The sequence below is a fragment of the Pseudogracilibacillus sp. SO30301A genome (assembly GCF_037072025.1).
In the GTDB taxonomy this organism is placed as follows: Bacteria; Bacillota; Bacilli; order Bacillales; family Amphibacillaceae; genus Pseudogracilibacillus.
Window position 1 is genome coordinate 14,788 of record NZ_JAXHDD010000028.1, and the last position, 25,415, is coordinate 40,202.

20 protein-coding genes and 4 pseudogenes are annotated in these 25,415 nt (G+C 35.3%); 6 read left to right on the plus strand and 18 right to left on the minus strand.

The window, feature by feature from the left end:
* Window positions 1–435: 435 nt before the first annotated feature.
* From SPD89_RS13775 to cas3, 9 genes and pseudogenes are all read right to left on the minus strand, one after another.
* Window positions 436–2,388 carry a TRAP transporter permease gene (locus SPD89_RS13775; RefSeq protein ID WP_336262559.1) on the minus strand — a complete coding sequence of 651 codons (1,953 nt, stop codon included), beginning with the start codon at window positions 2,386–2,388 and terminating at the stop codon, window positions 436–438.
* Window positions 2,389–2,467: 79 nt separating this feature from the next.
* On the minus strand, window positions 2,468–3,001 hold the full coding sequence (locus SPD89_RS13780) for a DUF1850 domain-containing protein (protein ID WP_336262529.1): 534 nt from the start codon (window positions 2,999–3,001) through the stop codon (window positions 2,468–2,470).
* Window positions 3,002–3,073: 72 nt separating this feature from the next.
* Window positions 3,074–4,105: a TAXI family TRAP transporter solute-binding subunit gene (locus tag SPD89_RS13785; RefSeq protein ID WP_336262530.1), complete on the minus strand. Its 1,032-nt coding sequence runs from the start codon at window positions 4,103–4,105 to the stop codon at window positions 3,074–3,076.
* A 433-nt stretch (window positions 4,106–4,538) separates the two neighbouring features.
* Window positions 4,539–4,829, minus strand: a complete 291-nt coding sequence (gene cas2, locus SPD89_RS13790) for a CRISPR-associated endonuclease Cas2 (protein ID WP_336262531.1) — start codon at window positions 4,827–4,829, stop codon at window positions 4,539–4,541.
* 9 nt (window positions 4,830–4,838) lie between these two features.
* Window positions 4,839–5,857: pseudogene (gene cas1c, locus SPD89_RS13795) on the minus strand (type I-C CRISPR-associated endonuclease Cas1c).
* Window positions 5,854–6,483: a CRISPR-associated protein Cas4 gene (gene cas4 / locus SPD89_RS13800; RefSeq protein ID WP_336262560.1), complete on the minus strand. Its 630-nt coding sequence runs from the start codon at window positions 6,481–6,483 to the stop codon at window positions 5,854–5,856. Before cas4 ends, cas1c begins: the two are co-directional and overlap by 4 nt.
* A 16-nt stretch (window positions 6,484–6,499) precedes the next feature.
* Window positions 6,500–7,366 (minus strand): type I-C CRISPR-associated protein Cas7/Csd2, encoded by an 867-nt coding sequence (cas7c, locus tag SPD89_RS13805; protein WP_336262532.1) that lies wholly within the window; start codon window positions 7,364–7,366, stop codon window positions 6,500–6,502.
* Window positions 7,366–7,731, minus strand: a pseudogene (locus tag SPD89_RS13810) (type I-C CRISPR-associated protein Cas8c/Csd1); the annotation flags it as partial. The gene cas7c and the pseudogene SPD89_RS13810, both read right to left, overlap by 1 nt.
* 305 nt (window positions 7,732–8,036) lie before the next feature.
* A pseudogene (gene cas3 / locus SPD89_RS13815) lies at window positions 8,037–10,446 on the minus strand (CRISPR-associated helicase Cas3').
* Between the two features lie 216 nt (window positions 10,447–10,662).
* Here cas3 and SPD89_RS13820 point away from each other — a divergent pair.
* Complete coding sequence (locus SPD89_RS13820) at window positions 10,663–11,340, plus strand: HAD family hydrolase (protein ID WP_336262533.1); 678 nt, start codon at window positions 10,663–10,665, stop codon at window positions 11,338–11,340.
* Between the two features lie 78 nt (window positions 11,341–11,418).
* The gene (locus SPD89_RS13825; RefSeq protein ID WP_336262534.1) at window positions 11,419–12,408 is read left to right on the plus strand and encodes an NADPH:quinone oxidoreductase family protein; all 990 of its coding nucleotides are present in this window, start codon (window positions 11,419–11,421) and stop codon (window positions 12,406–12,408) included.
* A gap of 324 nt (window positions 12,409–12,732) precedes the next feature.
* On the opposite strand, the gene SPD89_RS13830 is transcribed toward SPD89_RS13825, so the two are convergent.
* From SPD89_RS13830 to SPD89_RS13860, 7 genes and pseudogenes are all read right to left on the minus strand, one after another.
* Window positions 12,733–13,932 (minus strand): ABC transporter permease, encoded by a 1,200-nt coding sequence (locus SPD89_RS13830; protein WP_336262535.1) that lies wholly within the window; start codon window positions 13,930–13,932, stop codon window positions 12,733–12,735.
* A gap of 101 nt (window positions 13,933–14,033) precedes the next feature.
* A pseudogene (locus tag SPD89_RS13835) lies at window positions 14,034–14,699 on the minus strand (ABC transporter ATP-binding protein); the annotation flags it as partial.
* On the minus strand, window positions 14,696–15,793 hold the full coding sequence (locus SPD89_RS13840; RefSeq protein WP_336262536.1) for an efflux RND transporter periplasmic adaptor subunit: 1,098 nt from the start codon (window positions 15,791–15,793) through the stop codon (window positions 14,696–14,698). The gene SPD89_RS13840 and the pseudogene SPD89_RS13835, both read right to left, overlap by 4 nt.
* 3 nt (window positions 15,794–15,796) lie before the next feature.
* Complete coding sequence (locus SPD89_RS13845) at window positions 15,797–16,486, minus strand: Yip1 family protein (RefSeq protein WP_336262537.1); 690 nt, start codon at window positions 16,484–16,486, stop codon at window positions 15,797–15,799.
* A 21-nt stretch (window positions 16,487–16,507) separates the two neighbouring features.
* Window positions 16,508–17,584: a LolA family protein gene (locus SPD89_RS13850; protein WP_336262538.1), complete on the minus strand. Its 1,077-nt coding sequence runs from the start codon at window positions 17,582–17,584 to the stop codon at window positions 16,508–16,510.
* 2 nt (window positions 17,585–17,586) lie between these two features.
* Window positions 17,587–19,044 carry a sensor histidine kinase gene (locus SPD89_RS13855; protein WP_336262539.1) on the minus strand — a complete coding sequence of 486 codons (1,458 nt, stop codon included), beginning with the start codon at window positions 19,042–19,044 and terminating at the stop codon, window positions 17,587–17,589.
* Window positions 19,041–19,742, minus strand: coding sequence for a response regulator transcription factor (locus SPD89_RS13860; RefSeq protein ID WP_336262540.1), 702 nt, complete (start codon window positions 19,740–19,742; stop codon window positions 19,041–19,043). The genes SPD89_RS13855 and SPD89_RS13860 overlap by 4 nt, the downstream gene beginning before the upstream one ends.
* A 199-nt stretch (window positions 19,743–19,941) precedes the next feature.
* On the opposite strand from SPD89_RS13860, the gene SPD89_RS13865 reads away from it, so the two are divergent.
* Window positions 19,942–20,400, plus strand: coding sequence for a DinB family protein (locus tag SPD89_RS13865; protein ID WP_336262541.1), 459 nt, complete (start codon window positions 19,942–19,944; stop codon window positions 20,398–20,400).
* Between the two features lie 185 nt (window positions 20,401–20,585).
* Here the strand turns inward: SPD89_RS13865 and SPD89_RS13870 are convergent, their stop codons facing one another.
* Entirely contained in the window at window positions 20,586–20,885 is a 300-nt protein-coding gene (locus SPD89_RS13870) for a TIGR04104 family putative zinc finger protein (protein ID WP_336262542.1), read from the minus strand.
* Window positions 20,886–20,945: 60 nt separating this feature from the next.
* Window positions 20,946–21,206, minus strand: coding sequence for a hypothetical protein (locus SPD89_RS13875; RefSeq protein WP_336262543.1), 261 nt, complete (start codon window positions 21,204–21,206; stop codon window positions 20,946–20,948).
* A gap of 386 nt (window positions 21,207–21,592) precedes the next feature.
* Here SPD89_RS13875 and SPD89_RS13880 point away from each other — a divergent pair, with 386 nt between their 5' ends.
* The 3 genes from SPD89_RS13880 to SPD89_RS13890 all read left to right on the plus strand — a co-directional run bounded on the left by SPD89_RS13880 (window position 21,593) and on the right by SPD89_RS13890 (window position 24,565).
* Window positions 21,593–22,648, plus strand: coding sequence for a fatty acid desaturase (locus tag SPD89_RS13880; protein ID WP_336262544.1), 1,056 nt, complete (start codon window positions 21,593–21,595; stop codon window positions 22,646–22,648).
* Between the two features lie 109 nt (window positions 22,649–22,757).
* Window positions 22,758–23,957, plus strand: coding sequence for a sensor histidine kinase (locus SPD89_RS13885; RefSeq protein WP_336262545.1), 1,200 nt, complete (start codon window positions 22,758–22,760; stop codon window positions 23,955–23,957).
* Window positions 23,954–24,565, plus strand: coding sequence for a response regulator transcription factor (locus tag SPD89_RS13890; protein WP_336262546.1), 612 nt, complete (start codon window positions 23,954–23,956; stop codon window positions 24,563–24,565). Before SPD89_RS13885 ends, SPD89_RS13890 begins: the two co-directional genes overlap by 4 nt.
* The last annotated feature ends 850 nt before the right edge of the window (window positions 24,566–25,415 follow it).

Sequence of the window (25,415 nt, forward strand, 5' to 3'; positions counted from 1 at the left end):
CCCCCACTAGGGGTATGCCGACGTTAGGCTAAAAAGCCTGTTCTTAGTCTACCTTCCTAATAGAGCCGTAATGGCGAAAGACAGAGTGATGTTGCACTTATGCTTCGTGAGCGCAATCCTTCGGGTGAGATTATGAGTTGCACTTACGAATGACCTAGTACACGCGCCTAAGACAAACGCTTTTCGGTGGAACGAATGAAAGTGCAAATCCTCTTCGATAGGGTGAGTAAGCATAGTCGCTTGCACGACGAAGTGGCTCGAAAAGATGCATAGTTGCCCCCTCACGTCGCAATTTTAGCCAGTGAGCGAGTCATAAAAGGATTTATACTTTGTTTTGAAAACCCTCTCATGATAAATGGTGACTGCACAATGCGGAGCCATGTTGGTTTCTTAACTACCAAAAAAAAGAGAGCAACATCTGCTCTCTTTTTTGATTTAATTAGTTGCTACTTGTGCTGGCGGCTCCCCTTTTGACTGATTACGGTTACTAATAAATTGCGTAATTAACATAAATACAAAAATGATTACTCCGCCGATATCTGTATATAATCCAGGATACATGAGCATTAATCCACCAATAACCGAGATTATTCTAAATATCCAATTTAATTTAGTGTACCAATATCCGATCATTCCTGCTCCAACCGCAACCATTCCGGCTACCGCTGTGACTAGAACGAGTAATACTTCAAAAAATGTCGTATCTATCATTAATAACTGTGGTTGCAATACGAACATATATGGAATGATGAACGCTGCAATTGCAAGTTTTGATGCGTTCACCCCAGTCCTGATTGGGTTTCCACCAGATATCCCCGTTGCCGCAAATGCCGCAAGTGCCACAGGTGGGGTAATATCTGCAATAATTCCAAAATAAAATACAAACATATGACCAGCTAACACTGGAATTGCTACTGGTAACATGTCATTCAATGCCAAAATTGCTGGCAAAGCAATTGTTGAAGTAATAATATAGTTTGCAGTTGTAGGTGATCCCATACCAATTATAAGTGATGTAATCATAGTAAAGACAAGCGTCAACATTAATTGCATTTGTACATTAGTTGAAATGCTTCCTGCAATACTAACTAAACTATTCCCTAGCTTTAAACCAAGACCCGTTTTTGTAACTACTCCAACGATAATTCCCGCACATGCTGTTGCAGAAGCAACTCCTAGAGCAGTCCGTGCACCAGATGTAAGAGCTTCTATAAATTTCGTAAAGTTTATTCGCGTATCTTTCAGAAATAAACTAACAATAATTGTCGATAAAATGCCATATAAAGCTGTTCTTTCAATACTGAATCCTTGGAATAATAGAACGACGATTACTAAAATTGGAATAAGTAAATGTAGCTTTTTAAGTACTACATTATATTTAGGTATTTGATCAGCTGGAAGACCAAGTAAGCCCATCTTTTTTGCTTCAAAATGTGTCATAATCCATATTCCCGAAAAATAAAGTATTGCTGGAATGATAGCAGCTTTTGCAATGGTCCAATAACTTACACCAGCAAACTCAACCATTAAAAATGCAGCTGCTCCCATAACTGGTGGCATGATTTGTCCACCCGTTGATGCCGCAGCTTCAACAGCTCCTGCAAAGTTTCGGTGATACCCAAGTTTCTTCATCAATGGAATTGTGTAAGAACCAGTTGTAACTGTGTTTGCTACAGAACTACCTGAGATCGTCCCTTGTAAGGCACTAGAAAATATTGCCACTTTTGCCGGTCCACCAATTCTTTTTCCAGCAATCGTGATCGCGAGATCGTTGAAATAATTTCCCACGCCCGTTTGAACAAGAAATGCTCCAAACAATAAAAATAAAAAGATGTAGGTTGATGATACTTGTAAAGGCGTACCCAGTATTCCCTCTGTCGTAAAGAACATGGAATCAACTAACTGGTGTAGAGTAAGCCCTCGGTGTGCAAACATACCTGGCATATAAGGCCCTAAATAAGCATAAAGCAAAAAGCATACAGCAATTATTGTTATAGGTAAACCTACTGCTCTACGAGATGCTTCTAAAACGAGCAAAATAGCAATACTACCTATAATCAATTGAGTGGTTGAAATAGTTCCTATATGCTGCACCAATGTATCATAAAAAAGTGGCCAATATGCGCAAACGACAATAGATAGTAAAATCAATATCATATCATACCAAGGCACACTATTTCTAACCGTTGATTTTTTTGCTGGAAACAAGAAAAATATTAATGTTAAGGCAAATCCTAAGTGAACAGTTCTTTGAATGTACGCCGTGTATTGCCCAAATGCTCCTGTATACAATTGAAATAATGAAAAAGCGAGTAATAGAGCAAATACAATACCAGCAGCGATCCCAGTCAACTTTCGAGTATTTGATTCTACATCAAATTTCTTCATAAGCTCCTGTTGCTGCTCTTCAGTCAGTTCTTCAATATGTTCCTCTTGTTGCTTATTATTATTATTATTTTCTTTTGATTCACTCACGAATCTTCACCTCTTTCCATATTTTTAGTAAAGATAATTTTTCAACTTTAACTGTATACCATTCTCCTGGTTCAAAATATTGATTAAAATTAACCATATGCTCTTTTCCTTTATTATCTTTCCAAATTAATCTGTGTTTTGAAACCGTCTTTCCATTTCGAATATTCATGGATGGAAAAAGGTTATTCATGTTTTTAATATGATACTTACCGTTTTCATAAATAAATTCTTCATTTCCTTCCGCATTCGAAGGCATACCAATTCCAAATTCTTCAAATACAATTTCATATTGTTTAATTTGTCTATCTTCCGTTATTTCGTATTTTTCAACTACATCTGTTAAATGAATCGAGTGCGTGAAAATGATCTGAAATGTTTGACCCACCTCAATTGGTAAGTAAGCAGAAACTTTATCGGTGTTTTTTTCGTAAAAGATTAATGCTGACTTAGTAGGAATAGTTATGAAAATAACTATGGAAAGGCTTGCAATAATGATTAATATAATAAACCAGTTTCGTTTTCCCATAACGGAATGCCCACTTTTATATTAGATTTAAAAAACCGGCAGTATTTGACCACCGGCCTTTTCTATAACCTATTATTCTACTTCAAGTCCCGCTTCTTCAAAATATTTTTTAGCACCAGGGTGAAGTTCGAAACCAATACCTTCAAGTGCATTATCAAGTGAAATATACTCTGCTTTCGCATGAGCAATTGCATCTGCATTCTCATAAAGTGCTTTTGTAATATCGTAAACGACACCTTCTGAGAGATCGTCTTTTACAACTACCATTGCATATACCGCAACTGTATTAATATCTTCTTCTAATCCATACGTCCCTTCTGAAATTGTATCTACAGCATAGTATGGATATTTCTCAATTAGCTCATCTGCTTTGTCTTGCTCAATTGGGAGGACATACACGCCAGCGGTTGCTTGTAATTCTTCTACAGCACCTGTAGGAGTACCAGCAGTAATAAATGCGGCATCAATGTTACCGTCTTTAATTCCACCTGCAGACTCACCGAAATCAAGGTTTTGTGCATCAATATCGTCCATTGTCATACCGTGTACTTCAAGAATTTGTTCCGCATTAACATACGTTCCTGATCCCGGAGCACCTACGGAAACTTTTTTCCCCGCCAAATCCTCAACAGATTCGATACCTGATTTATCCGTTGTTACAATTTGAACAGTCTCAGGATAAAGAGCTCCTAATGCGAGTACATTATCAACCGGCTCTCCTTCAAAAGCATTAATTCCTTCTACTGCATAAGCGGCAACGTCAGTCTGAGTAAAAGCTAGTTCCGCTTCCCCATCTTTTAATGCAATAATATTATCAGCAGATGCGTTGGAAGATAAAGCATCTGTTTGAATTCCAGTTTCATCAGAAATAATTTTTGCAATTGCTCCACCTAACGGATAATACGTACCACTAGTTCCACCGGTTAGGAAACTTAAGAAATCCGGATTATCTCCTCCATCACTAGAGTCCGTAGATCCCTCGTCGGATGTATTCGTTTCTTCGTCTGCATCAGTGTTAGCACCTTCATCTCCGCCGCCACAAGCGACTAGGAATAGTGATAACGTTAACATAAGTAATAGTGATAACCATAGTTTCTTCTTCATTTAAAAGTCCCCCTTATTAAAATATAGTCATCTACCAAAATACCATTTTTTATATAAAACTTCAACTAAAATATTAAATTGTTATGTACTAATTGTTATGTACTAATATAGATTGGTAGGGTACATTGAAAGGGGATTCATGACATGTACTTTCACTAAACAACCTTTAAAACAACATAATAATTCATTTGGGTGAATGCTATAAAACATAAAACACTAGTGAATTAATTAATTGTTTCAATCCACGCACACATAAAGGATGCGACAGCGAATTTTCTAGAAAACAATCATAATATTACTGTTTTACTTCTAGATAATCCACTAAATTAAAAATAATCCGAATCTTTTGATCAAATTTACCTGATTTTTAACAAATTCTTATTCAAATTAAGTGCGAACCTAACAGCATATTCATGATCGCCTTTACTTCGCACTAAAATATTAAAGGATCCTCAATATTAATAGATTCTTTCGCACCAAAATGCCCAACTTTTGTTTTATAATTTTTCCCCAATCGATAAAACCTTAAACTGTCTACTTCCTCATTAATTACCTCTTGTAGCTCAATTTTTAATGTTGTATATTGTGTAGAGGAAACGACACATTCAAAGACAGAATTTTGAACTCGTTGACCATAATTTTGACATATTTTTGCAACCTTTTTCAATCGTTTTGCACCATTCTTACTTGTAGTTTGGACATCGTAAGTTACTAATATTAACAACCGATTCACCTACTTCCATAAAAAAGGTGGATACTGATCGATATCTCCACGAAAATATCGAGCTAATAAAAGTGACTGCGTATAAGGTACAAGCCCCCAAACAATCTTTTCTTTTAAATATGGATGAGTTAATTTATCTTGTTTTCTCATTTGCCAAGCCGCTAGAAACTTTTTCCTCGCTTCATCTTTCATCAAAACTGCTCCATTTTCTTTCTTAACAAAATCATTACTATTGATAATTCTATTATTAATTAAGTTTAATACAAACTTATCTGCATAAATACTTTTTAACTCTTCCATCACATCTAGAGCAAGCGAGGCACGACCTGACGCTCTCGATGTAAGAAACCTACATAAGCATCAAGACCTACCGTTTCAAGTGCCGATGTTACATCATTGGCAAGTAAGATATATGCGAAAGAGAGCATAGCATTTACATTATCTTGCGGTGGTCTTCTTGATCGTAACTTAAAATAAAAGTCTTCTTTTTGTTGTAAGATCATTTGATTAAAAACTTTATTATAATCAATTGCTGCCTGACCTTCCCATCCCCTGAGACTTTCTAATTCACTACACTCCATGACTTCATTAATAACTGTTGATAATTGAGTAGACGTTTCTTTAAATTGATTCACATCAATTCTCATAGGATGGTCCCGAGTCATTCTTTCTATGACCCACTTATTATTAAAAATTTTTCCAATAATAAAGTTTCTTGCAATAAGAGCAGAGTGCTCCTCATTATCAGAAATTCGATATTGCTTCTTTCTTAATACAACATTGCCTCTTCTCTTCCCAATTACTCTAGCTAAATATCTACCGCTCATTGTTAAAAAAACGACAGAAATATCCTTTTCAGCACAATAACCCATAAGTGCTAGACTTGCTCCTGTATATCCAAATGCTACAATTGATCCTAAATTATGAAGGGGAACCCTACCTAACTTTTCCTTTTCCTTATTGTCTCCATCAAATGACAAGTATACATCCGGCTGGGTAACAAATAGTGTATTAAGTAGTTTCCTCATTCGTTGATCATCCCTTCAATATAACTCTTAACCGATCTCTTATTCATTAAAGTTGGTAAACAAATATTTTGAAGGGAGCAACTTCTACAATGATTACCTATCTTAACTTTAGGTGTATATCTCTTGGAATAATATTCATGCATTTCTGAAACTACTTTTTTAAATTTATCTTGCAATTTTTCTGTAATAGGCACTTCTATTCTTTGCTTAACTTCGTTATAAAACAAAAATCCAATTTTAACTTCACAAACTAGCATTTCTTCTAAACAAATTGCTTGTGCTGTTAATTGTAATAAATTAGACTCTTGACTCTTAGGCTTTACCCGCTTATATTCAACAGGTACGGGAATATATTTACCTTTCTCACCAAAAATCTCAACACCTTTATCTTCTTGAATAAACTCTACTACATCACAAATACCGGTAACTTTTAAACTTTTAGATTGAATAGGCATACCTCTTACGACAAGCTTGTTTTTTCTTTTTTCTCGTAAAAATGGTTGATCAGCTCTTTTATGAATGTGCTGTCCTTCAACAGTTCGAACGTTCTCCTCCCATTGTTGTTCGACATGAATTAATGCCCATTGGCGTTTGCAAAATTCATAGTGCTGAATACCAGAGATCATGAGATACTCTTCTTCGTTATCTACCTTCGATAATTTCAACTTTCAAGCCCTCTAGTTCTTCTATATTAAAATCGTAGTTTTCAAAAGAATTATGTTCGTCTACGTTAGCATTTATTTTTAGTGAGCGATGTACTTTAGCAGAAGAATATTGTCCCATTTTGTTATTATGCTCCCACCAGTAAACATGATGCACTTGCATACTCCCTTCTGGACGTGCAGTTGAAGCATCATTTTCAAATAAACTAACTAGTGACTCTTTTATTTTTTCAGCATCTTCTTTTGTAAATCCAGTTTTTTCAGCTAGTTGGGTATTAATACTTCCGTAAAAAACATAGACTCCAAAATCAACTCGATGCTTCATTCCGATCGTATCAGTACCTTTTCCTTCTCCCGGTTCACTATTCACACTTTTTGTAATCTGCATACTGGTTATGTTGATCGGATCGACACTTGTTGCAGTATGTACTGAGACTGGTCCTCTAACACCCACTGATACTCCCTGACTACTCCCTCTACCTTTTTTAAAAGCGAATACTTGTCCAAAGCTACGAACATCTATCCATTTCTCACATGCAACTGTAGCAAACTCCTCACTACTTCTTTTTTTATCTTTCATAATTTTTGCTAATGTTTCATTTGCTTCCGCGCGTTCTCTTAAACTAGAAAAATTATCTACCTTTTTGTCATTAGATTGAACAAAAACATTCTCACCCATATCTAGTAAACGATTTCTAATTTTACGTTTGATCGCCACATCTGAGATTTCTCCATAACCATCATAATTTTGTCTAGGCCTGTTCCCGTTCAATGGATCACCATTTGAATTAGCCTTTTCAACCGAAAGAACTACAGCGAGATCAATTTTATTATCTAATACTGACATTATTTTAACCCCTCTTCTTGAGTATTTTCTTCTCTATCTTTCTTTTTATATAATTCATGATGTTGACTATACATGCCCAAAAGATATATTCCTGATAATGGTTGGTCATTATAATCTTCAATTCTCAATTTAGATCCTATTTCGTCCATAATTTTCGTATAATATGTTGCACGTTTACCCAATTTTGCTTGATAAGGCTGTGTGCTTTCTTGAATTGTTTTCCAAGTTCGTGCAGGGTGAGTTGAGAAAGAATTCATATATTTGATAGCGTTTGTAGATCTCTCTTCTTTCTTATCCATTGCGCTCCTTTCAAGTACATCTGCAACAGCTAACAGTCTACCAAACAAATAATCCCGATCGTCATCCCATACAAGTGAGTGAATTTGTGAATAGCGCATAATCACCTATTTAAAGAAAACTCGACCCCATTCCACAATGCTTTCACCTCCTTCAAACTTTATTTGCCTTTCAATTATTTCCATTATACGCCAATAAAAACAAAAGTAAAGTTGAATTGTATATTGTATGAATAATCTTATGAATAATACTTTGTTAATTTGTTATTTTTAATAATAAATGTTAAAATAAATTGTCGCAGAAATGCGTGGATTGAAATATACATTATACTATTCAGGAACCTATCTAAATGAAAAGATAGGTTTTTGAATAGTTAATAAGACAATAAATGAAATTCACTATCCCCTTCAACGTCTACTCCATATTCAAGATCATAAGCTCCTTCTTTTAATGCATAGACTTTATCGTCAAATAACTTTATTAAACTTCCACTTTCATTTAGTAAATTTAATTGATTTTGATATAGATTAACGGTATATTGTTGTGCTTTTTGAAATAACGAAGAAAGATCCTCAATCTCCGTGTCACCATTTAATTCAGCGATAGTGTCATTCCCTTCCCTATATGGGACAATAACTGAAGTAGTAGGACTATCAATAACTTTAAAATTTTTAGCAGCAGTGTTATAACTGTTTGCAATACATAACGAGGGCAGCTTTTCATATTCAAGGTAATATTCTTTTAAATAACTATTCTCAAAACCTTCTGCCATTAATAATTGCACCATTGTTTCATTCATACCTTTTATTGGATAATCCAAATCCACTTCAAAACTTGAATAGAAATCCTTAAAATACTTTTCCATTGCCTGCATAGATAGGATACTGCCTCCATGTGCTGATACATCTTTTTTTATATCAACTAAAATGTTTTTAGAGATTTCTTTTCCTGTCAAAATTCCTTTCAGCGCCCCAAATTTTCATTTTCATAATCTATTACATAAACATTCTGCTTATCTGTTTCCCCGTGACGATTACACCTTCCAGCTGCTTGCGCAATGGAATCTAATCCGGCTAAAGATCTAACAACACATTCAAAACTATATTGACTCCAGCTTCAATTAGCTGTGTACTTACACAAATTACTTTTTCTTTGTTTTCTAAGTGGTTTATTACCTTCTCCAAAATATGAACTCTATGATTCGGACACATGGATGTACTTAAATGATAGACATGAAAGTTATTTTCTGAAACTAGAAGCGCTTCATATAGATCCTTCACGGCTTTTTTCGTATTTAATATAATTAGCACATTATTAACGTCATTTAATTTTTTATTAATAAAGTTTATTAACTTGTCTTGGTTAAAAAGAGAATCTGTTGCTTTATCAACAATGGTCACCCGGTTTAAAACTTTCTATTATATCTGGAATATCATTTATTATTTCCGCATCTGTATTTATCTCCAATTTATGTTTCACAAAATCGAGGGCTAGTTGTGTTGCTGTACATAAGATAATACTGGAATCGCAATAGCTTTTTAAAAAATTTAAAGCCTGGTTAAATAAAGAAATGCAATGTACTGGAACCTTCAGAACTTCATCAAAAATAATAATAGATTCACTTAGATCATGAAGACGTCTTATATTTCTACCGCCATACCCGTAAAAAGTATCTAAAAATTGCACCATAGTTGAAAAAACAATCGGTGAGTCCCAATTATCTTTTGCTAATCTTAACTTTTTTTGACTAATTGTATAGTCGTCATCCGAGCCACCGATATCTTCATGAATAACATTAGAATGATGTTCTAAAACATTTTCATAATCTTCAAGTATCTCTCTTACTTCTTGGGCATTTTGCTCAATGATTGTAGTATAAGGAACGATATATATGATCCTTTTCTTATTAAATAACTGCGCATGTTTTAAAGCATAACGTAAGCTTGCTAAGGTTTTTCCTCCACCAGTTGGAATAGATAATGTATAAATTCCGGACGGGTTTTTAGCAAATTGTTCACATTGTTCTGACATATTGCTTCTCAATTGATTTATAAGCGTTTGTGATTCACTATTATTTTTAAAACTATTTAATTTATGTATTAATTTTTCATAATAAGTAGAAAATACATTTGTATCATGATCATTTATTTCTGTATAGTCATTTTCTTCAAACTGTCTAGAATTTGTTCAGTCTGCATCAATCAATGTGCTGAATATAAACTTCGTTAAATACATTATCTTCCTGGCGTTACTTTTATCATTTTCTTTTTCCATATAGTCTTTCAGTTCGAGCCTGGCTATTTTCACATAAGCATTTAATTCCGTTTCATTCATAACATTATTAAAAAATGATTGTTTCATTTCCTCAAAATCTGATATTTTTCTGTCCCGTACTCTAGTTAAATAAGTTGATTCCAATTTAGAATTTAATTAATCTTGCAAATATGATTGGTGAGAAATAATTACATTGCCGATTATCTCTGCTAATAAAGTACTATAGGTGTCTTCTATAACATGATATAAATCATATAAAAATTTCCCTCCAGCTGTTGAATGATCGACACTTCCTCTTGTTGGTGGATTATCCGGCTGGTAAACCGCTTTTAAAATATAGTCTTTAAAATCTTCACTGTACTTTCCCATATCATGTAATAAACCAGCGAGTCCACATAAGGTTCCAACACCGATCTTACTTCCATATTTCTCGGCTAACTTCTTAACTTCAATCAAATGATTTTCTACAGTTTGAATTTGATTTCTCTAATATGAGCAATCGATGACATTTCTTCACCTCTGTACAAATTATTTCACTCCTTTTAGGTCATAATAATCATAACATATTCCCTATACACAAAAATGTATTTCTACAATTATTATCCAAATTGTTTAATTCGTCATTTTTCGATATTCTTATCCCGTTTTTTAAACTGTTTACTTCCTTTGCTTCTACATTTTTCTCGGTGTATGCTATAGGATACACAATTTGATTTAAGAAACTGGTGATACAATTGAAAGTAGCAATTTTTGATTTCGATGGGACGTTATATAGAAAGGAAACTTTTACACTGTTAATGAATCATTTAAAAGAGCATTCCGTATATGGTTCACGGTACAAAAGTTTTTATCGATCCATTTTAGCTCCGTATATCGGATACAAGATGCGTGTCTATCCAGAAGGAAAAATGAAAAGGGAATTAATGCAACGCTATTTACGGGCATTTTCTGGGCTGACTAAAAATGAATTAGAAGAATATTTTGCGGAAGTCGCAAAAGAAATGAAGGAAGATTTTAATAAGGAAGTTATATCAAAACTTCGTAACCATGCAGAAAAAGGTGATTACGTTATGATTGTTTCTGGCGCGTTTACTCCTTTACTCCAAGCAGCGGTAAAAGAGTTTCATACTCTCGTTGATAAAATTATTGGTACTGAAGTTCCACTTCAAAATGGTTTATTGGATGTTCATACAAATATAGATCATGTTCAAGCAGAACGGAAAACAGAACAAATCTATGTATGTTTAAAAAATAAACAAATAGACTGGGATAACAGTTATGCTTATGGGGATAGTTATTCCGATCTTCCAGTATTAAAAATTGTAGGTAATCCTGTAGCCGTTTGTCCAGACGATAAATTAAAAATAGTTGCTAATAAAAACAAATGGGAGATAATTTATTAAAATTTTAAATTCTGCATAATGATATTTTTTTATTACAATGGTAACAAGAGAAAACTTGAGGGAGGAACGATGTAACGTATGGATAACTTTAAAGCACTTGTTGTAAACAAACATGAAAACGATTTCAATATAAATATTTCTACTCTTAGTTTAGATGATCTACCTGAAGGTGATGTCGTTATTAAGGTAGCATATTCCAGCGTCAACTATAAAGACGGCCTTGCTGCTACTCCGAATGGAAAAATTGTTCGTAATTATCCGCATGTCCCAGGGATTGACCTTGCGGGAACTGTAGTTAGTTCTAAGAATAATAGATTTAAAGAAGGCAATAAAGTAATCGCTACAAGTTATGAAATTGGAGTCTCCCATTACGGCGGATACAGTGAATATGCGAGAATTCCAGCTGAATGGATTGTGCCATTACCTGAAGGATTAACCATGAAAGAAGCAATGGTGTACGGAACTGCCGGCTTTACTGCTGCACTCTCCATCCATCGATTAGAGCATAAAGGTTTGAAACCTGAAGACGGACAAGTCCTCGTTACTGGTGCGTCTGGTGGAGTAGGAAGTTCTGCTGTTTCAATGCTTGCAAAACTTGGGTATGAAGTCGTTGCAAGTACAGGAAAAACTTCTGAACATGATTATTTACATAAGATTGGTGCAAAAGAGATTATTTCTCGAGAAGATTTACAACCAGAAAAAATTAGAGCCCTTGATAAACAACGTTGGGCAGCTGCAGTCGATCCAGTTGGTGGAAAAACACTTGCATATGTATTAAGCACAACGAAATACGGTGGATCTGTAGCCGTAACTGGTCTAACAGGGGGTTCAAATGTACCGACAACAATCTTTCCATTTATTTTAAGAGGAGTAAACTTGCTGGGGATTGATTCAGTCTATTGCCCGATGGAAGTTCGTGCTGAATTATGGAAGCGAATGGGCGACGACTTAAAACCGAAACAATTAACAGAAATCTCGAATGAAATAACTTTGGAAAAACTGTCAGCTACATTAAATGATATTTTAGCTGGAAAGGTAAAAGGAAGAACGATAGTAAAACTAAATTAGACCTTGACATAATAAACCACGTTAGGAGTTCACGATGAACTAGCCTTACGTGGTTTATTATTGATAAACTATCAGCTTAAAAGGCAACTCTATTTATATCGGCGATTTGCTGATTTTAACAGCGGGTTAAAAGGGTTGACGGTTTTAGCGACGATTTGGCGACTTTAACGGCGGGTTGCTGGTTTTAACGGCGATTTGCACATTTTATCGGCGGGTTGCGTGATTATCGGTGATTTGTCGGTTTTATCGGCGAGTTGACAGTTTTATCGGAGCTTAAAAGCCCTCCCATCAATTATGTGAACAAATCATTTTTTCCCACTTTTATCATTCATATCGTAAAGACTCAATTGGATCAAGTCTGGATGCTTTGTTCGCTGGTAATAATCCGAAAATAATCCCGATAAACATGGAGAATAATATTCCACCGATGATTACTGGTAACGAAACGAGTGGTGGCCAACCTGCAAAATGCGATACCGCAAGAGCAGTACCAGACCCTAGTAGCATTCCAATAATTCCTCCCATTAAGGTTAACGTTATTGCTTCAATTAAAAATTGAAATAAAATTTGACCCCGGGTAGCTCCAAGAGACATTCGTACCCCAATTTCTCTTGTCCTTTCGGTTACGGATACGAGCATTATATTCATCACACCGATTCCACCAACTAAAAGTGAAACTCCAGCAATACTACTAATAATAATTGTCATAATCCGGGTGATTTGTCCAATCCCTTCGGCAATTTCTTCCATATTTAAAATTTGGTATGCGTCCTCTTCATCATGCATTTGATTGAGCAGGGTCGCTGCTTTTTCTCCTGCTTCTTGCAATTCATCGGTACCAACTGCTTTAATTGCCACTTCTGTAATCGATGTTCTGGCAAAAACAGATTGCCATGTTTTCATCGGCAAGTAGGCTGTATTGGAACCTAGACTAAATATTCCCCCTTCGCTCTCCATAACACCTACAATTTCAACCGGTTGCCCACCTATATAGACAACTTTTCCTAACAACTTTTCATCCTCTTCTTCAAACAATTCTTCTTGGAATTTATCACTAACAACAGCAACTCTTGCCCCTGATAGAAAATCTGCTGCCATTAAATTTCTTCCTTCAGCAATCTCTAAACCTTGTACATCTAGATACGCCTGATTTATCCCCATAATCATTCCATCCGTCGTCTCCTGTTGGTAGCGAACAGTCGACGTTTCCGTACTTGTTGCAACTACTTTTTCTACTTCCGGAATTGCCTCAATTGCTTGAATATCTTCTTGGGTAAAAGCATCTTCAAAGAGTGCACTGGAATTTGATTCAATTTCTGCATCTGAAGGCATGTAGAAAAGCCCGATTGTATTAGACTCTCCCGCAAACTGGGACTTTAATACCGCTTCTCCACCTTGCCCAATTGCGACAACCGCGATTACGGAGCCGACGCCTATAATTATCCCAAGCATTGTTAAAATGGAGCGCATTTTATGGGCACGGAGGGAGGCGAAAGCCATTTTAATATTTTCTAAAATACTCACGCCTCTCCCTCCCCTATATTGCTTCTATTACTTTCTGAATCTATTTCTACCGGTTCATCTAATTCTATTAATTTTTCCAAAGCTTCTTGACCGACCACTTCTTCAGCAGATGTCAACATTCCGTCTCTAACAAATATTGTCCGATCGGCATAACTAGCAATTTCGGCTTCATGTGTAACGAGGATAACGGTTGTTCCTTCTTTGTTCAGCATTGTAAACATATCCATTATTTGCACACCTGTTTTGGAATCAAGCGCACCTGTAGGTTCATCTGCAAGGATAATGTCAGGTTCATTGACAATTGCACGAGCAATTGCGACACGTTGTTTCTGTCCACCTGAAAGCGCATTTGGTAAATGGTCTGCTCGATCGGATAGCCCAACTTTTTCAAGAGCCTCCTTGGCACGCTCAATGCGCTCACTTTTTCCAATACCGGCATAGATCATCGGCAACTCAACATTCTGTAGTGCATTTAGCCGAGGTAATAATTGAAATTGTTGAAAAACAAATCCAACAGATTGGTTTCTAACTTGCGCTAGTTCTTTTTCGTCATAATCAGAAACCTGTTTTCCATTTAGTAAATATTCGCCACTTGAAGGTTTATCCAAACAACCAATAATATTCATTAATGTTGATTTACCTGATCCGGATGGTCCCATGATGGCTACAAATTCACCTTTATTAATTTGGAGATTGATATCTTCTAAAACGACTAAATCATCCCCGGCTACGGGATAGCTTTTTATTACTTTTTTTAGTTGAATCATTTTACTGTCACTTCCATCCCCTCAGAAATATCTGCAGGAGGATCAATGATTACTTGATCTTCATTTGTAATACCATCTTTTATCTCCATCTTTTCTGAATCGACAGACCCAATCTTCACCTCAACTCGCTTGGCTTTGCCTTCCTCTACAATATAAACAAAGTTAGCATCATCTATTTGCTCGACTGCATTGAGCGGCAATGTATTAACTTTATCTTCATTTGTAACAATTTCAATTAGCATTTTAAATCCAGGTTTTAAATTAATATCTTCATCCAAAGTAACACGAATTGGATAGGCAACACTTGCATCCGTCTGCTCCAATTCCAATGCTGTTTCCTCTGGCAAGTCCCCAATGAAACTTACTTTCCCTTTCCACTCTTCATCTGGAACGGCATCAGAGGTTAAAATAACTGCTTGCCCAACAGAAATATTTAAAGTATCATATTCCGAGATTGTTCCTTCTACAATTACTTTATTTAAAGTACCGATTCGTATAATTGATTCTTCCGCCATTTGACCTTGTGAACTCACTTCTTCATTCACCTTTAAGACTGTTCCATCGACATCAGCTTTCACGATTAATTCCTTTAACTGAGAAGCAATGGATTCTTTTTGCAAATTCGCTTGTTCAAGTTCAATATTCGTCATTTGTTGTTCTAACTTTATTTGATCATGCTCCTCCTGCAACATTTCATTGTCTTTATCCTTTTCTAACTCTTTATCTATCTCATTATGCTTTTTACGAATATTTTCCAGGTTAATTGCCGTTGATCTAATTTGTAAATCATTTTGTTGTTGTTCAAGTTCTAATTGTTTATTTTCATAGCGAATTAATTGATCCCCTTTTTCTACTTTGTCACCTTCTTCGACAAAAATCTCGGCGACTTCCCCTTTTTCAGGCTGCACATATACATATTGTTCTTTTTCTAACTTTAACGTTCCTGGAGTCATGACTGTTTCTTTCATTACTTCTTGGCTTAATGTCGCTGTTTCTACTTTAACGGTTGAACTAGCAAAGCTTTTCCAAACATTAATGCCAATTAATAAGACAATTATTGTGATAACTCCGATTACTATCCATTTTTTCTTCATGTATTAAACACCCATCATCGTATTAAATCCTGCAGAAATCATCTGGAATATGAGGCTAACAACATAAAAAACTATAACGATAGTCCAAGATAACCCTTTTGAAAATCTAGCTACAATTTGTAAACCTAACGCAGTAATAATTAATACCCATATAGAAAATACTTCAATTGAATTAAAGACAGCCCCTAAAATTCCTTCGGCACCAATGATTGAATTTAAGCTGGTAAACATTTTTTCTGGGTCTCCGCCAATAGCCATAAATACAATTCCGTTTACTATCATACTTATTGCACTAATAATAAAGATGTACGTGTTCATAGAAAACAATTGCTTAAACGTTACTTCAGAACGAACAATTTTAGCGATAATAATATGTACGACTGAACTAATAAGAAGCGTGATAACCGGTGTAAACACACCAACGATCACAAAACCAATTTGGATGAACATTGCTACCATCATCATTTCTTCTTCACTCATACCTGCCGAAGCCGAATCATCCATGAAGTCCATCCCACTCATCATAAGTAACAACCCGACAATTGAAAGTATAGTCACGATAATTAAAGCAACAATTATTTTTGGGTTTTCTCGAATTCTCTCAAACTGTTCTCGTGGATTCATGATCATCCCAAAAAGAGATGGTTTTTCTAATTTCGGTTGTTCTATTTCTGTGTTCATTTCATTTGTCATTATTCTTCAACTCCCTAAAGTTTACTTAATTTCTTCCATTTCCTCTGCCCACTGTTTCACCATGTCTAACGTGACATTTGGGTCTATAATCTCAATCGAATAGCTTAAACCTCCTTCACTCCAACTAATAAAATGTAAATCTTCAACATCAATATATACTCCTTCTTCTCCTCGAATTGTTTCTTTTTCAAAACCTGCTGCAAATATATCTTTAGTATCTTCAGTCTCTTCATCAGCGGTGAAGATGGTTAATGTCATTAAAGGTAATCCATTTCGTTTATAATCAATCGTCACATCTTGATAACTCGGATCACCTTCTATTTCTATAAAAGAAATCTTGTCTACCTCATGTTCCTCGGTATTTGGAATATGTAATACAGAAGGATTGTTCATTTTCTCCGGTATATCTGTTAACGTTATTTCCTCTTCCTCGTCAAAGTCATCAAAAGATTCAATTTCAACATCCTCAGGCAAATCTAGTTGAAACCGGGATTCGTCTATTTTAGCATTAAAATCTATCTTTTTATACTCCGTATTGATTTGGACATCTCCACTCGCTGAATTCATTTTTAAGACTACCCAATGTTCCTTATCAATCCATATTTCTTGGTCATCATATAAGGACTTTTTGTCTTTTTGCTTTTGAGCGACCATATGAAATGTCGATCTACCATTAACTTCTTCTTCCCCAACGTTTTGAATATCATGCGTATCCTGTATCATTTCTAGTAACATTTCCACTTGCTCTTTGGGATTCATATGTAATTCCTGTATTTCTCCAGCTTCAAAAGAGAAAGCTTTCTTTTCTTTTTCTTCATACACGATGAGGGATTTCCCATCATTAATCGCAATTACTCGACCGCCATCAACCTCCATTTCTACACGTGACCTTTCATTTTGACGCCACTCTTTTAAAAATGATGTTTCATTTTCACCCATACCTACAATCGACATTTCCATTTCTCCGTAATAGGACGTGCCATTATCTGTTTCTAGCGCATTGGAGAAGACTTGCTCTGGTGAATATTGATTCATGTTGCTACAACCAACTACGAATAAAGAGGATAAACCGATAAGGGCGAATATTGCTTTTTTCATACTCATTCCTCATTCCTTTTCGGTATTGAACAAATAAAACATGCTCCAATATTTTCTTTTGACAGTGCCTCCACTTCACCACCATGTTTCTCTATTATTTGTTTCGTAATCGAAAGTCCTAGCCCTGTACCATGTGAATCTTTTTTACTTCTCGCTTGATCCACTTGGTATAAAGGATCAAATAAGAAATCTAATTTTTCTGCTGGTATTCCTTCACCTTCGTTTTGTACAACAAGGTAGGCATATTGTGTAAAGTCAAATGTATACGCATTTTTCACAAATTCAAACAACCTATTTTCTAGATTATTAGCTTCAGAGAGTGTAATGATCCATATTTTCCCTGACTCAGGTGTATGTCGAATGGCGTTCATCATTAAATTATCAGCAACTCGCATCATTTGTTTTGGGTTAACTTCATATTCGCCATGAACAATATTACAAGCGAATAATTGAATATTTTTCTTATCACATAAAGCTTCATAATCAGAAATAATCATATCAAAAAATTCTTCTCCATCGACAGTTACCAGTTCTAGTTCATATTCTCGAGATTGTAGTAATGAGTGTGTAATTAAATCATCTAACATTTGTTTCATAAAGTCTGACTTATCTATAATTATGTTTTGATAGATTTCACGATCCTTGAAAGATAGTCCTTCTGTAGCATTTAGCGACTCCGCATATGCCTTGATTGATGTAAGCGGCGTTTTTAGATCATGAGAAATTGTTGCGACCATATATTCTTTTTCTTTTTGTTCCCGGTCAATTTCTTCCCGTGCGGCGTTGATTTGTTTTCGCATCGCATAAAAATGCTGTTTTAATTCACCGATTTCGTCTTTGCCCGTCTCTGTTTCCGCACGAGCATTTCCACTAGCAAATGCTGACATCTCATCCATTAATCCGTACAATCTTTTATTCAATCTTCTATTAACAGTAATAGCAATTGCCGCATAGATCAGGATGAAAGTAGTAACAAACAACCCAATTACGATCCAGCCGCGCTTTATAATTGTAGAAATTAATTCCTCTCTGGCAATTTCGATATCAAAAAAACCGACGATGTTTCCATCTTCAAAAACTGGTTCTTTATACTTGAAAGATCTTAGTCCCTGCTGTAACTCGTATAAATTTTCATATAACCTTTTGCTAGTTGCTTGCTGTACATTGTCAAAATTTACATTCGATGAATATACATTTAATCCGTCACTATTATAAAGTGAAATAGATAGTTCGCTGCTCGTTAATTTTTCAATTTCTTCCTTGGATGATGTGGGATCATATAACGCCGGATCAATTAAAACATCTTTAAGTGATTGGATTTCAGTGTATACATTCGCATATTCTTCCACCTTCTGTTCATTATGATAGGAACCAACCCATGCAAATAAAAAGTAAGCAGAGAGAAGTGGAAGTATCATAACGACAAAATAAGAAATGAGTAACCATGTTTTAATTTTCACAATAATTCCCCAATAAACTGATAGCCTTTTCCCCAAATAGTTTGGATATATTGCGGAGTTTTCACAGGGTCTTTTAATTTTGTACGTAATGATTTGATATGAACGGTAACCGTATGTAGTCCATCTTGATCAACTTGTCTCCATACATGTTCGAACAATTCTTCTTTAGAGAAAATTCTTTCTGGATTTTGTGCTAGTACTCTTAAGAGATCAAATTCCTTTACTGTTAACGGAGTTTCTTCCTCATTAACATGTACTTTGTTTTGGTCCCAATAAATCGTCACTCCACCATTAAAAGATGACTTATTTTCATGACGTGGTACTCCTTGATATCTATTCCACCGACGTAGCTGTGATTCAACTCTAGCCTTTAGTTCTTTTAAACTAAATGGTTTTGCAACATAGTCATCAGCTCCGATATCAAGCCCTTCAATTTTATCCTCATCTTCTTTTCTTGCACTTATAATAATTAATGGAATATCGCTGTTCCAACGAATATTTTTACAAAGTGTAAAACCATCCATCTCTGGAAGCATTAAGTCCACCAAAGCTATATCATAATGTGCTTCCTGAAAATCTTCCCAACCTTCAAGACCTGTTGTCGCCCAAGTAACATGATATCCGTCGCGTACAAACATATCACGAACAACACGAGCAATTTCCGGGTCATCTTCAACTAAGAGTAAACGCGTTTGCATCGTTCATTCCTCCTATTGTTTCTACTATAACATAAGCAAAAGGATACAATTTTAATTTTACAATATTTTTATTTTTAAATTAAAAGGTAATAATTGGAGAAGGTTTATGTTTATAAACAAATAATATGATAAGCGTTTTCAACTGTGTTATCCTTAAAATATAAACGTTCGCTTAAAATTTTTATAAGGAGTTGTTTTCATGGAATCAATGAAGTTATTCAAGTATTCTCGTACCTCTACGTTAATCATCCTCCCAAAGTTGGATGAAAGTCTGTGGGACATACAGCCGAAAAATTGGCCGAATACAATTCGTTGGCACGCCGGTCATATATATGCCGAAGCTGAAGGTTTTATGCATGATGCAGATCATGATTATGAAATAACTCGCCCTGGTTGGATGCCTCTATTCCTTGATGGATCTCGTCCGTCAGAATGGGAGGGAGATGTGCCTTCCAAAGACGAACTTCTTGAAGCACTTCGAGAACAAGAAGGACGCATTGAAAACTTCTTTAAAGATAAATATCATAATAAAGTCTCCAAAGTACGTAATCTAAACGGAATGTTACTCGATACAGTTGATATGTCCTTGCAGTTTATTACGTGGCATGAAGGAATTCATATTGGAGATATAAAAGGATTAAGACTAGCTACAAAATAAAAGGATTTGCCTTTCAAACTAAATGAGTTTTTAATTTTGGGAGCGAAAAGTCCATATAGCAATTGAGCATAGATTCTATCGAAATATGATACGTAAAAAACATTAAAAACTCAGATCTAATTCTGAGTTTTTAGTTTTCAATTAAAAATTTATGCATTGAATGCGCACGTTTGCCAAAAGAATCACTAAAATAGAGGTTCCTCTTGGTTAGATATTTCAACAAACAAAGGATAAACTCCAAAATATATCGGAATTAAACCTAACAAAACAAACAAGGAAATATAGGATGGGCCAAAGAAAAGATTCCCCAACATGATGAGGGTAATTAGGATGATAGAAATGATCGAACTTCTTTTTCTCAACCGTGCAGTTAGATATTGTTTTTCCTCACAATAAGGACACGGCATGCCACCACCTAATGTAAAAGACCTTTTAAAAGTTTGCTTCCAACTCCACTTTTTATGACAGTTCTGACAGGTTGGCATTTTAATCTACCCCTTTGTTCAGCAATATGATTTGATTAATAAAACAGTATACTCATTGGTTTAACTGCTATTTTCTGATACAGGCATATATTTAGTGAAATAAGCTGCTAATATTAATAGTATCACACTAATAATCCAACTGAATAATCCTAAAAGTTCAAACCAATAAGCTAATAAATTTGTTAAAGCTATAAGAAAGAAACAAATGGAAGTTAACGCACTTTTTATTCCAGTAACATTTGATTTTTTTCTTCTCCTAATGACTACAGGTATAGCAATGATAAAAATGATTGCTAGAATTATATATAAAATGTTCAGCATTTTAAATCCCTCCTCTTACAATAATAAATAACATCTTTCCAATACTAACGATCCGTTATATAAGTTTCATCTTTTCCACAATGACCCGATTGCGTATGAATAATATAATATTTGTATTTATACTAACCACTGATCTTCGTATTTTCAAACCAATTTCATGATTCACATACAAAATACCCCTCTATAATTGATATGTGATTTAATCTAGTTAACATATCCATACTGAAATTTCCAGACAAAAATGCCGAAATTGTACACTTTAATTGTTTATTATAGTCAACAGTTAAAACATGACATTTGTCACATAGAAATGATGACATATGCGTCTACCCTTATATGAGTTACTCGATTAAGATTAATAGTAAGCAAAACTTGAGGAGGATTTTATGTCTAAAGAAAAAACGAAACAATTACATAAAAGTGTTGCCCCATTTACAAAAGCCAATAATAAAAAGAGTATACTACAACTATATAATACGTTGCTACCTCTGCTTCTATTTTGGATATTAAGTTTTATAAGTCTCCAATTTTCTGTTTGGTTGACACTTCTCTTTTCCGTAATAGGATCAGCTTTCATTGTACGAACGTTTATCATTTTTCACGACTGTACACACGGTTCATTTTTTCATAATAAAAAGCTAAACGACCTCATTGGAACGATAACTGGGATTATCACATTATTTCCTTATGAAAAGTGGAAACGAGAACATGCAATTCATCACGCCTCGAGTTCCAACTTAGATAAACGAGGGATAGGCGATATTTGGGTGCTGACAATTGATGAATATATTAATGCATCAAAATGGGAACGGTTAAAATACCGATTATACCGAAATCCTATCATTATGTTCGGTCTTGGACCACTTTATTTAGTCTTGGTGTCCAACCGAATCAATCGGAAAGGTGCTCGTAAAAAAGAACGAACGAATACGTATGTGACAAATATTAGCATCATTATTTTATACGGTATCATGATCTATGTTATTGGCTGGCAAGCATTTCTGCTCGTGCAAGGTGTTATGGTATATGTGGCAGCTGCTCTAGGTATTTGGCTATTTTATATTCAGCATACATTTGAGGATTCCTATTTTGAAGAAGAATCTGAATGGAATTATGTAAAAGCAGCAGTAGAAGGCAGTTCTTACTATCAATTACCAAGGGTTTTACAGTGGTTAACTGGCAATATTGGCTTCCACCATGTACATCACCTAGCGCCCCGGGTACCTAATTATAATTTAGAGAAAGCGCATATCGAAACACCGCCCCTCCAACAAGCGACAACGATCACGATTAAAACAAGTTTAGCTTCTCTTAAATATCATTTATACGATCCAAAAACCAAGTCGTTTGTCACCTTTCGCATGCTTAAGCATTTATTAAAAGAACCGAAGAAGCATTTAGAGTTTCATAATATAAAACCAAAACGTACTAGTATAGAATGAATACATAAACAGTCGTCCTTGAAAACTGGCGACTGTTTTATCGTATAAAAAATTGGTACAATAAATAGAAAAGGTTTTATAGATGGTGTTTTATAGATGGTGGCGAATTATGTTTGTTGGTCACCAATTAATGAGCACTACGATTACGGTGAAAACAAGGACGGTGAGTTTCATGCATAGCTGGTACAGTATTTTTCCTAAAAATCCATGGCTAAGTATTTATACTTGGATCATATTTTGTTTATTACCGTTCTTTTTCATATTTAGATCTTCTTCTCTGTTCGGGATTGCAATTGGAATTATATTATTAGTTCTCTTTTTTATTTCTTATATTTTTTCATTTAAAGCAAAAAGCAATATTGTCTACATGTGGTTAAGTTTCGAAATGATTATTAATATTCTAATGACACTGTTGTTCGGATTTGTTTACTTTGCTTTATTTACTGCGTTTTTTATTGGGAACATCAGACATACTACCGGCTTTTTTATTATGTACGGGATCCATATTGCGACAACAATAGGTGCAGTTATAGCGGGATTTTTTATAAATATTGAACTATTTTTACCACAACTTCATTTCATCGTTATCTGCTTAATTGGTACTGTTCTATTACCTTTTAATCTTTACTATCGTAATAAACGAGAGAATTTGGAAGGCCAATTGGAAATCGCCAAGGAACGAATTTCTGAACTGATTGTTTACGAAGAACGACAACGAATCGCACGAGACTTACACGATACACTTGGACATAAGTTGTCGCTTATTGGATTAAAAAGTGACTTGGTTGGAAAACTTATTTCACGGGATCCAGTTCGTGCCGAGAAAGAACTTCTTGATATTCGAAAAACAGCAAGCACTGCATTGAATGAAGTAAGAGATCTAGTTTCCGATATGCGTTCAACGAATATAATGAAGGAATTGACTCGTGTGAAGCAAATTTTAAAGGCCGCAGAAATAAAATTAATTATTGTTGGTACCCCTGCCTTTTCTTCCGCATCTCCTTTAACAGAAAATGTGTTGAGTATGTGTATGAAAGAGGCTGTCACAAATGTGGTTAGACATAGTTATGCAAAGGTTTGCCAGATTACATTTTTAAGTAAGACAGATTCATTTGAAATCGAAGTGAAAGATGACGGAATTGGAATCCCAGGAGCTGGTGAACATTTACCAGGAAGCGGACTGGACGGTATCCGTGAGAGACTTGAATTTGTTAATGGAAATTTGACACTCGAAGTATCTAATGGAACTACACTCAAAATTAGTGTACCAGTAGTTCTTAAGCAAGTTACACGAGGAGGAATAATATGATCAAAATTGTCATCGCAGAAGATCAAGGCATGATGCTTGGTGCATTAGGCTCATTATTGAATATAGAAGACGATTTTGAAGTAATTGGAATGGCGAAAAATGGGGTAGAAGCAGTTGAGTTAGTTAGAGAATTAAAACCCGATATATGTATTATGGATATTGAAATGCCCTTAAAAACGGGTCTAACAGCTGCAGAAGAATTAAAAGACATTCCCTGTAAAATTATTATTTTGACGACATTTGCCAGAGCCGGATATTTTGAACGCGCACGAAAAGTTGGAGTATCCGGATATTTATTAAAAGATAGCCCAATCGAGGAACTAGCAGACTCTATTCGTACAATTATGTCCGGACGAAGAATTTATGCACCTGAGCTAGTCGATATAATATACGATTATGAAGATAGTACGGAAAATCCACTAACAGACCGTGAAAGTGAAGTGCTAAAATTAGTTTCGGAAGGGAAAACGACCAAAGAAATTGCAAACGAACTATATTTATCTCACGGAACCGTTCGTAACTATATTTCTATTATATTAGATAAATTAAATGTTAAAAACCGGATTGAAGCCATATCACGTTTTAAGGAAATGGGATGGTTTAAATAAAAAGACAGACAGGAATTAAATATCATTTCATCTAGTTTTCATCTAAGCTCTTTTCTAAAAACTTTGGAACTGCACACTGCTCGTCCCACTGAAAAGCGTTTGTTGTTTTTACGCTAAATCCATAAACTGCGACGTAAGGCTCTGCTTATTAATAAATCGATACGGATCGACTCGACATGTTTGAAAAAGACTCGCCGTTTTCCATGACCCCCACCCAAAACGGTCACGATTAACATCAAAACATGCCCGTTTTCCATGACTCTTACTCAAAACGGTCACGATTAACATCGAAACATGCCCGTTTTCCATGACTCTTACCCAAAACGGTCACGATTACTATCGAAACATGCCCGTTTTTCATGACTCTTACCCAAAACGGTCACGATTACTATCGAAACATGCCCGTTTTTCATGACTCTTACCCAAAACGGTCACGATTATTATCGAAACATGCCCGTTTTCCATGACTCTTACCCAAAACGGTCACGATTAACATCAAAACATGCCTGTTTTCCACGACTCTTACCCAAAACGGTCACGATTATTATCGAAACATGCCCGTTTTCCATGACTCTTACCCAAAACGGTCACGATTAACATCGAAACATGCCCGTTTTCCATGACTCTTACCCAAAACGGTCACGATTACTATCGAAACATGCCCGTTTTTCATGACTCTTCCCCAAAACGGTCACGATTACTATCGAAACATGCCCGTTTTTCATGACTCTTCCCCAAAACGGTCACGATTACTATCGAAACATGCCCGTTTTCCATGACTCTTACCCAAAACGGTCACGATTACTATCGAAACTACCCATCTTGCAGATCGACTCGACATGTTGGAAAA

What these genes read in the sequence shown, in the direction of transcription:
- SPD89_RS13860 (WP_336262540.1), bottom strand. Translation starts at nt 19,742, where the DNA reads ATGCAAACGCGTTTACTCTTAGTTGAAGATGACCCGGAAATTGCTCGT.
- SPD89_RS13775 (WP_336262559.1), bottom strand. Translation starts at nt 2,388, where the DNA reads ATGAAGAAATTTGATGTAGAATCAAATACTCGAAAGTTGACTGGGATC.
- SPD89_RS13845 (WP_336262537.1), bottom strand. Translation starts at nt 16,486, where the DNA reads ATGACAAATGAAATGAACACAGAAATAGAACAACCGAAATTAGAAAAA.
- SPD89_RS13870 (WP_336262542.1), bottom strand. Translation starts at nt 20,885, where the DNA reads ATGCCAACCTGTCAGAACTGTCATAAAAAGTGGAGTTGGAAGCAAACT.
- cas7c (WP_336262532.1), bottom strand. Translation starts at nt 7,366, where the DNA reads ATGTCAGTATTAGATAATAAAATTGATCTCGCTGTAGTTCTTTCGGTT.
- SPD89_RS13890 (WP_336262546.1), top strand. Translation starts at nt 23,954, where the DNA reads ATGATCAAAATTGTCATCGCAGAAGATCAAGGCATGATGCTTGGTGCA.
- SPD89_RS13840 (WP_336262536.1), bottom strand. Translation starts at nt 15,793, where the DNA reads ATGAAGAAAAAATGGATAGTAATCGGAGTTATCACAATAATTGTCTTA.
- SPD89_RS13880 (WP_336262544.1), top strand. Translation starts at nt 21,593, where the DNA reads ATGTCTAAAGAAAAAACGAAACAATTACATAAAAGTGTTGCCCCATTT.
- SPD89_RS13875 (WP_336262543.1), bottom strand. Translation starts at nt 21,206, where the DNA reads ATGCTGAACATTTTATATATAATTCTAGCAATCATTTTTATCATTGCT.
- SPD89_RS13850 (WP_336262538.1), bottom strand. Translation starts at nt 17,584, where the DNA reads ATGAAAAAAGCAATATTCGCCCTTATCGGTTTATCCTCTTTATTCGTA.
- SPD89_RS13780 (WP_336262529.1), bottom strand. Translation starts at nt 3,001, where the DNA reads ATGGGAAAACGAAACTGGTTTATTATATTAATCATTATTGCAAGCCTT.
- SPD89_RS13825 (WP_336262534.1), top strand. Translation starts at nt 11,419, where the DNA reads ATGGATAACTTTAAAGCACTTGTTGTAAACAAACATGAAAACGATTTC.
- SPD89_RS13785 (WP_336262530.1), bottom strand. Translation starts at nt 4,105, where the DNA reads ATGAAGAAGAAACTATGGTTATCACTATTACTTATGTTAACGTTATCA.
- SPD89_RS13885 (WP_336262545.1), top strand. Translation starts at nt 22,758, where the DNA reads ATGTTTGTTGGTCACCAATTAATGAGCACTACGATTACGGTGAAAACA.
- cas4 (WP_336262560.1), bottom strand. Translation starts at nt 6,483, where the DNA reads ATGATCTCTGGTATTCAGCACTATGAATTTTGCAAACGCCAATGGGCA.
- SPD89_RS13865 (WP_336262541.1), top strand. Translation starts at nt 19,942, where the DNA reads ATGGAATCAATGAAGTTATTCAAGTATTCTCGTACCTCTACGTTAATC.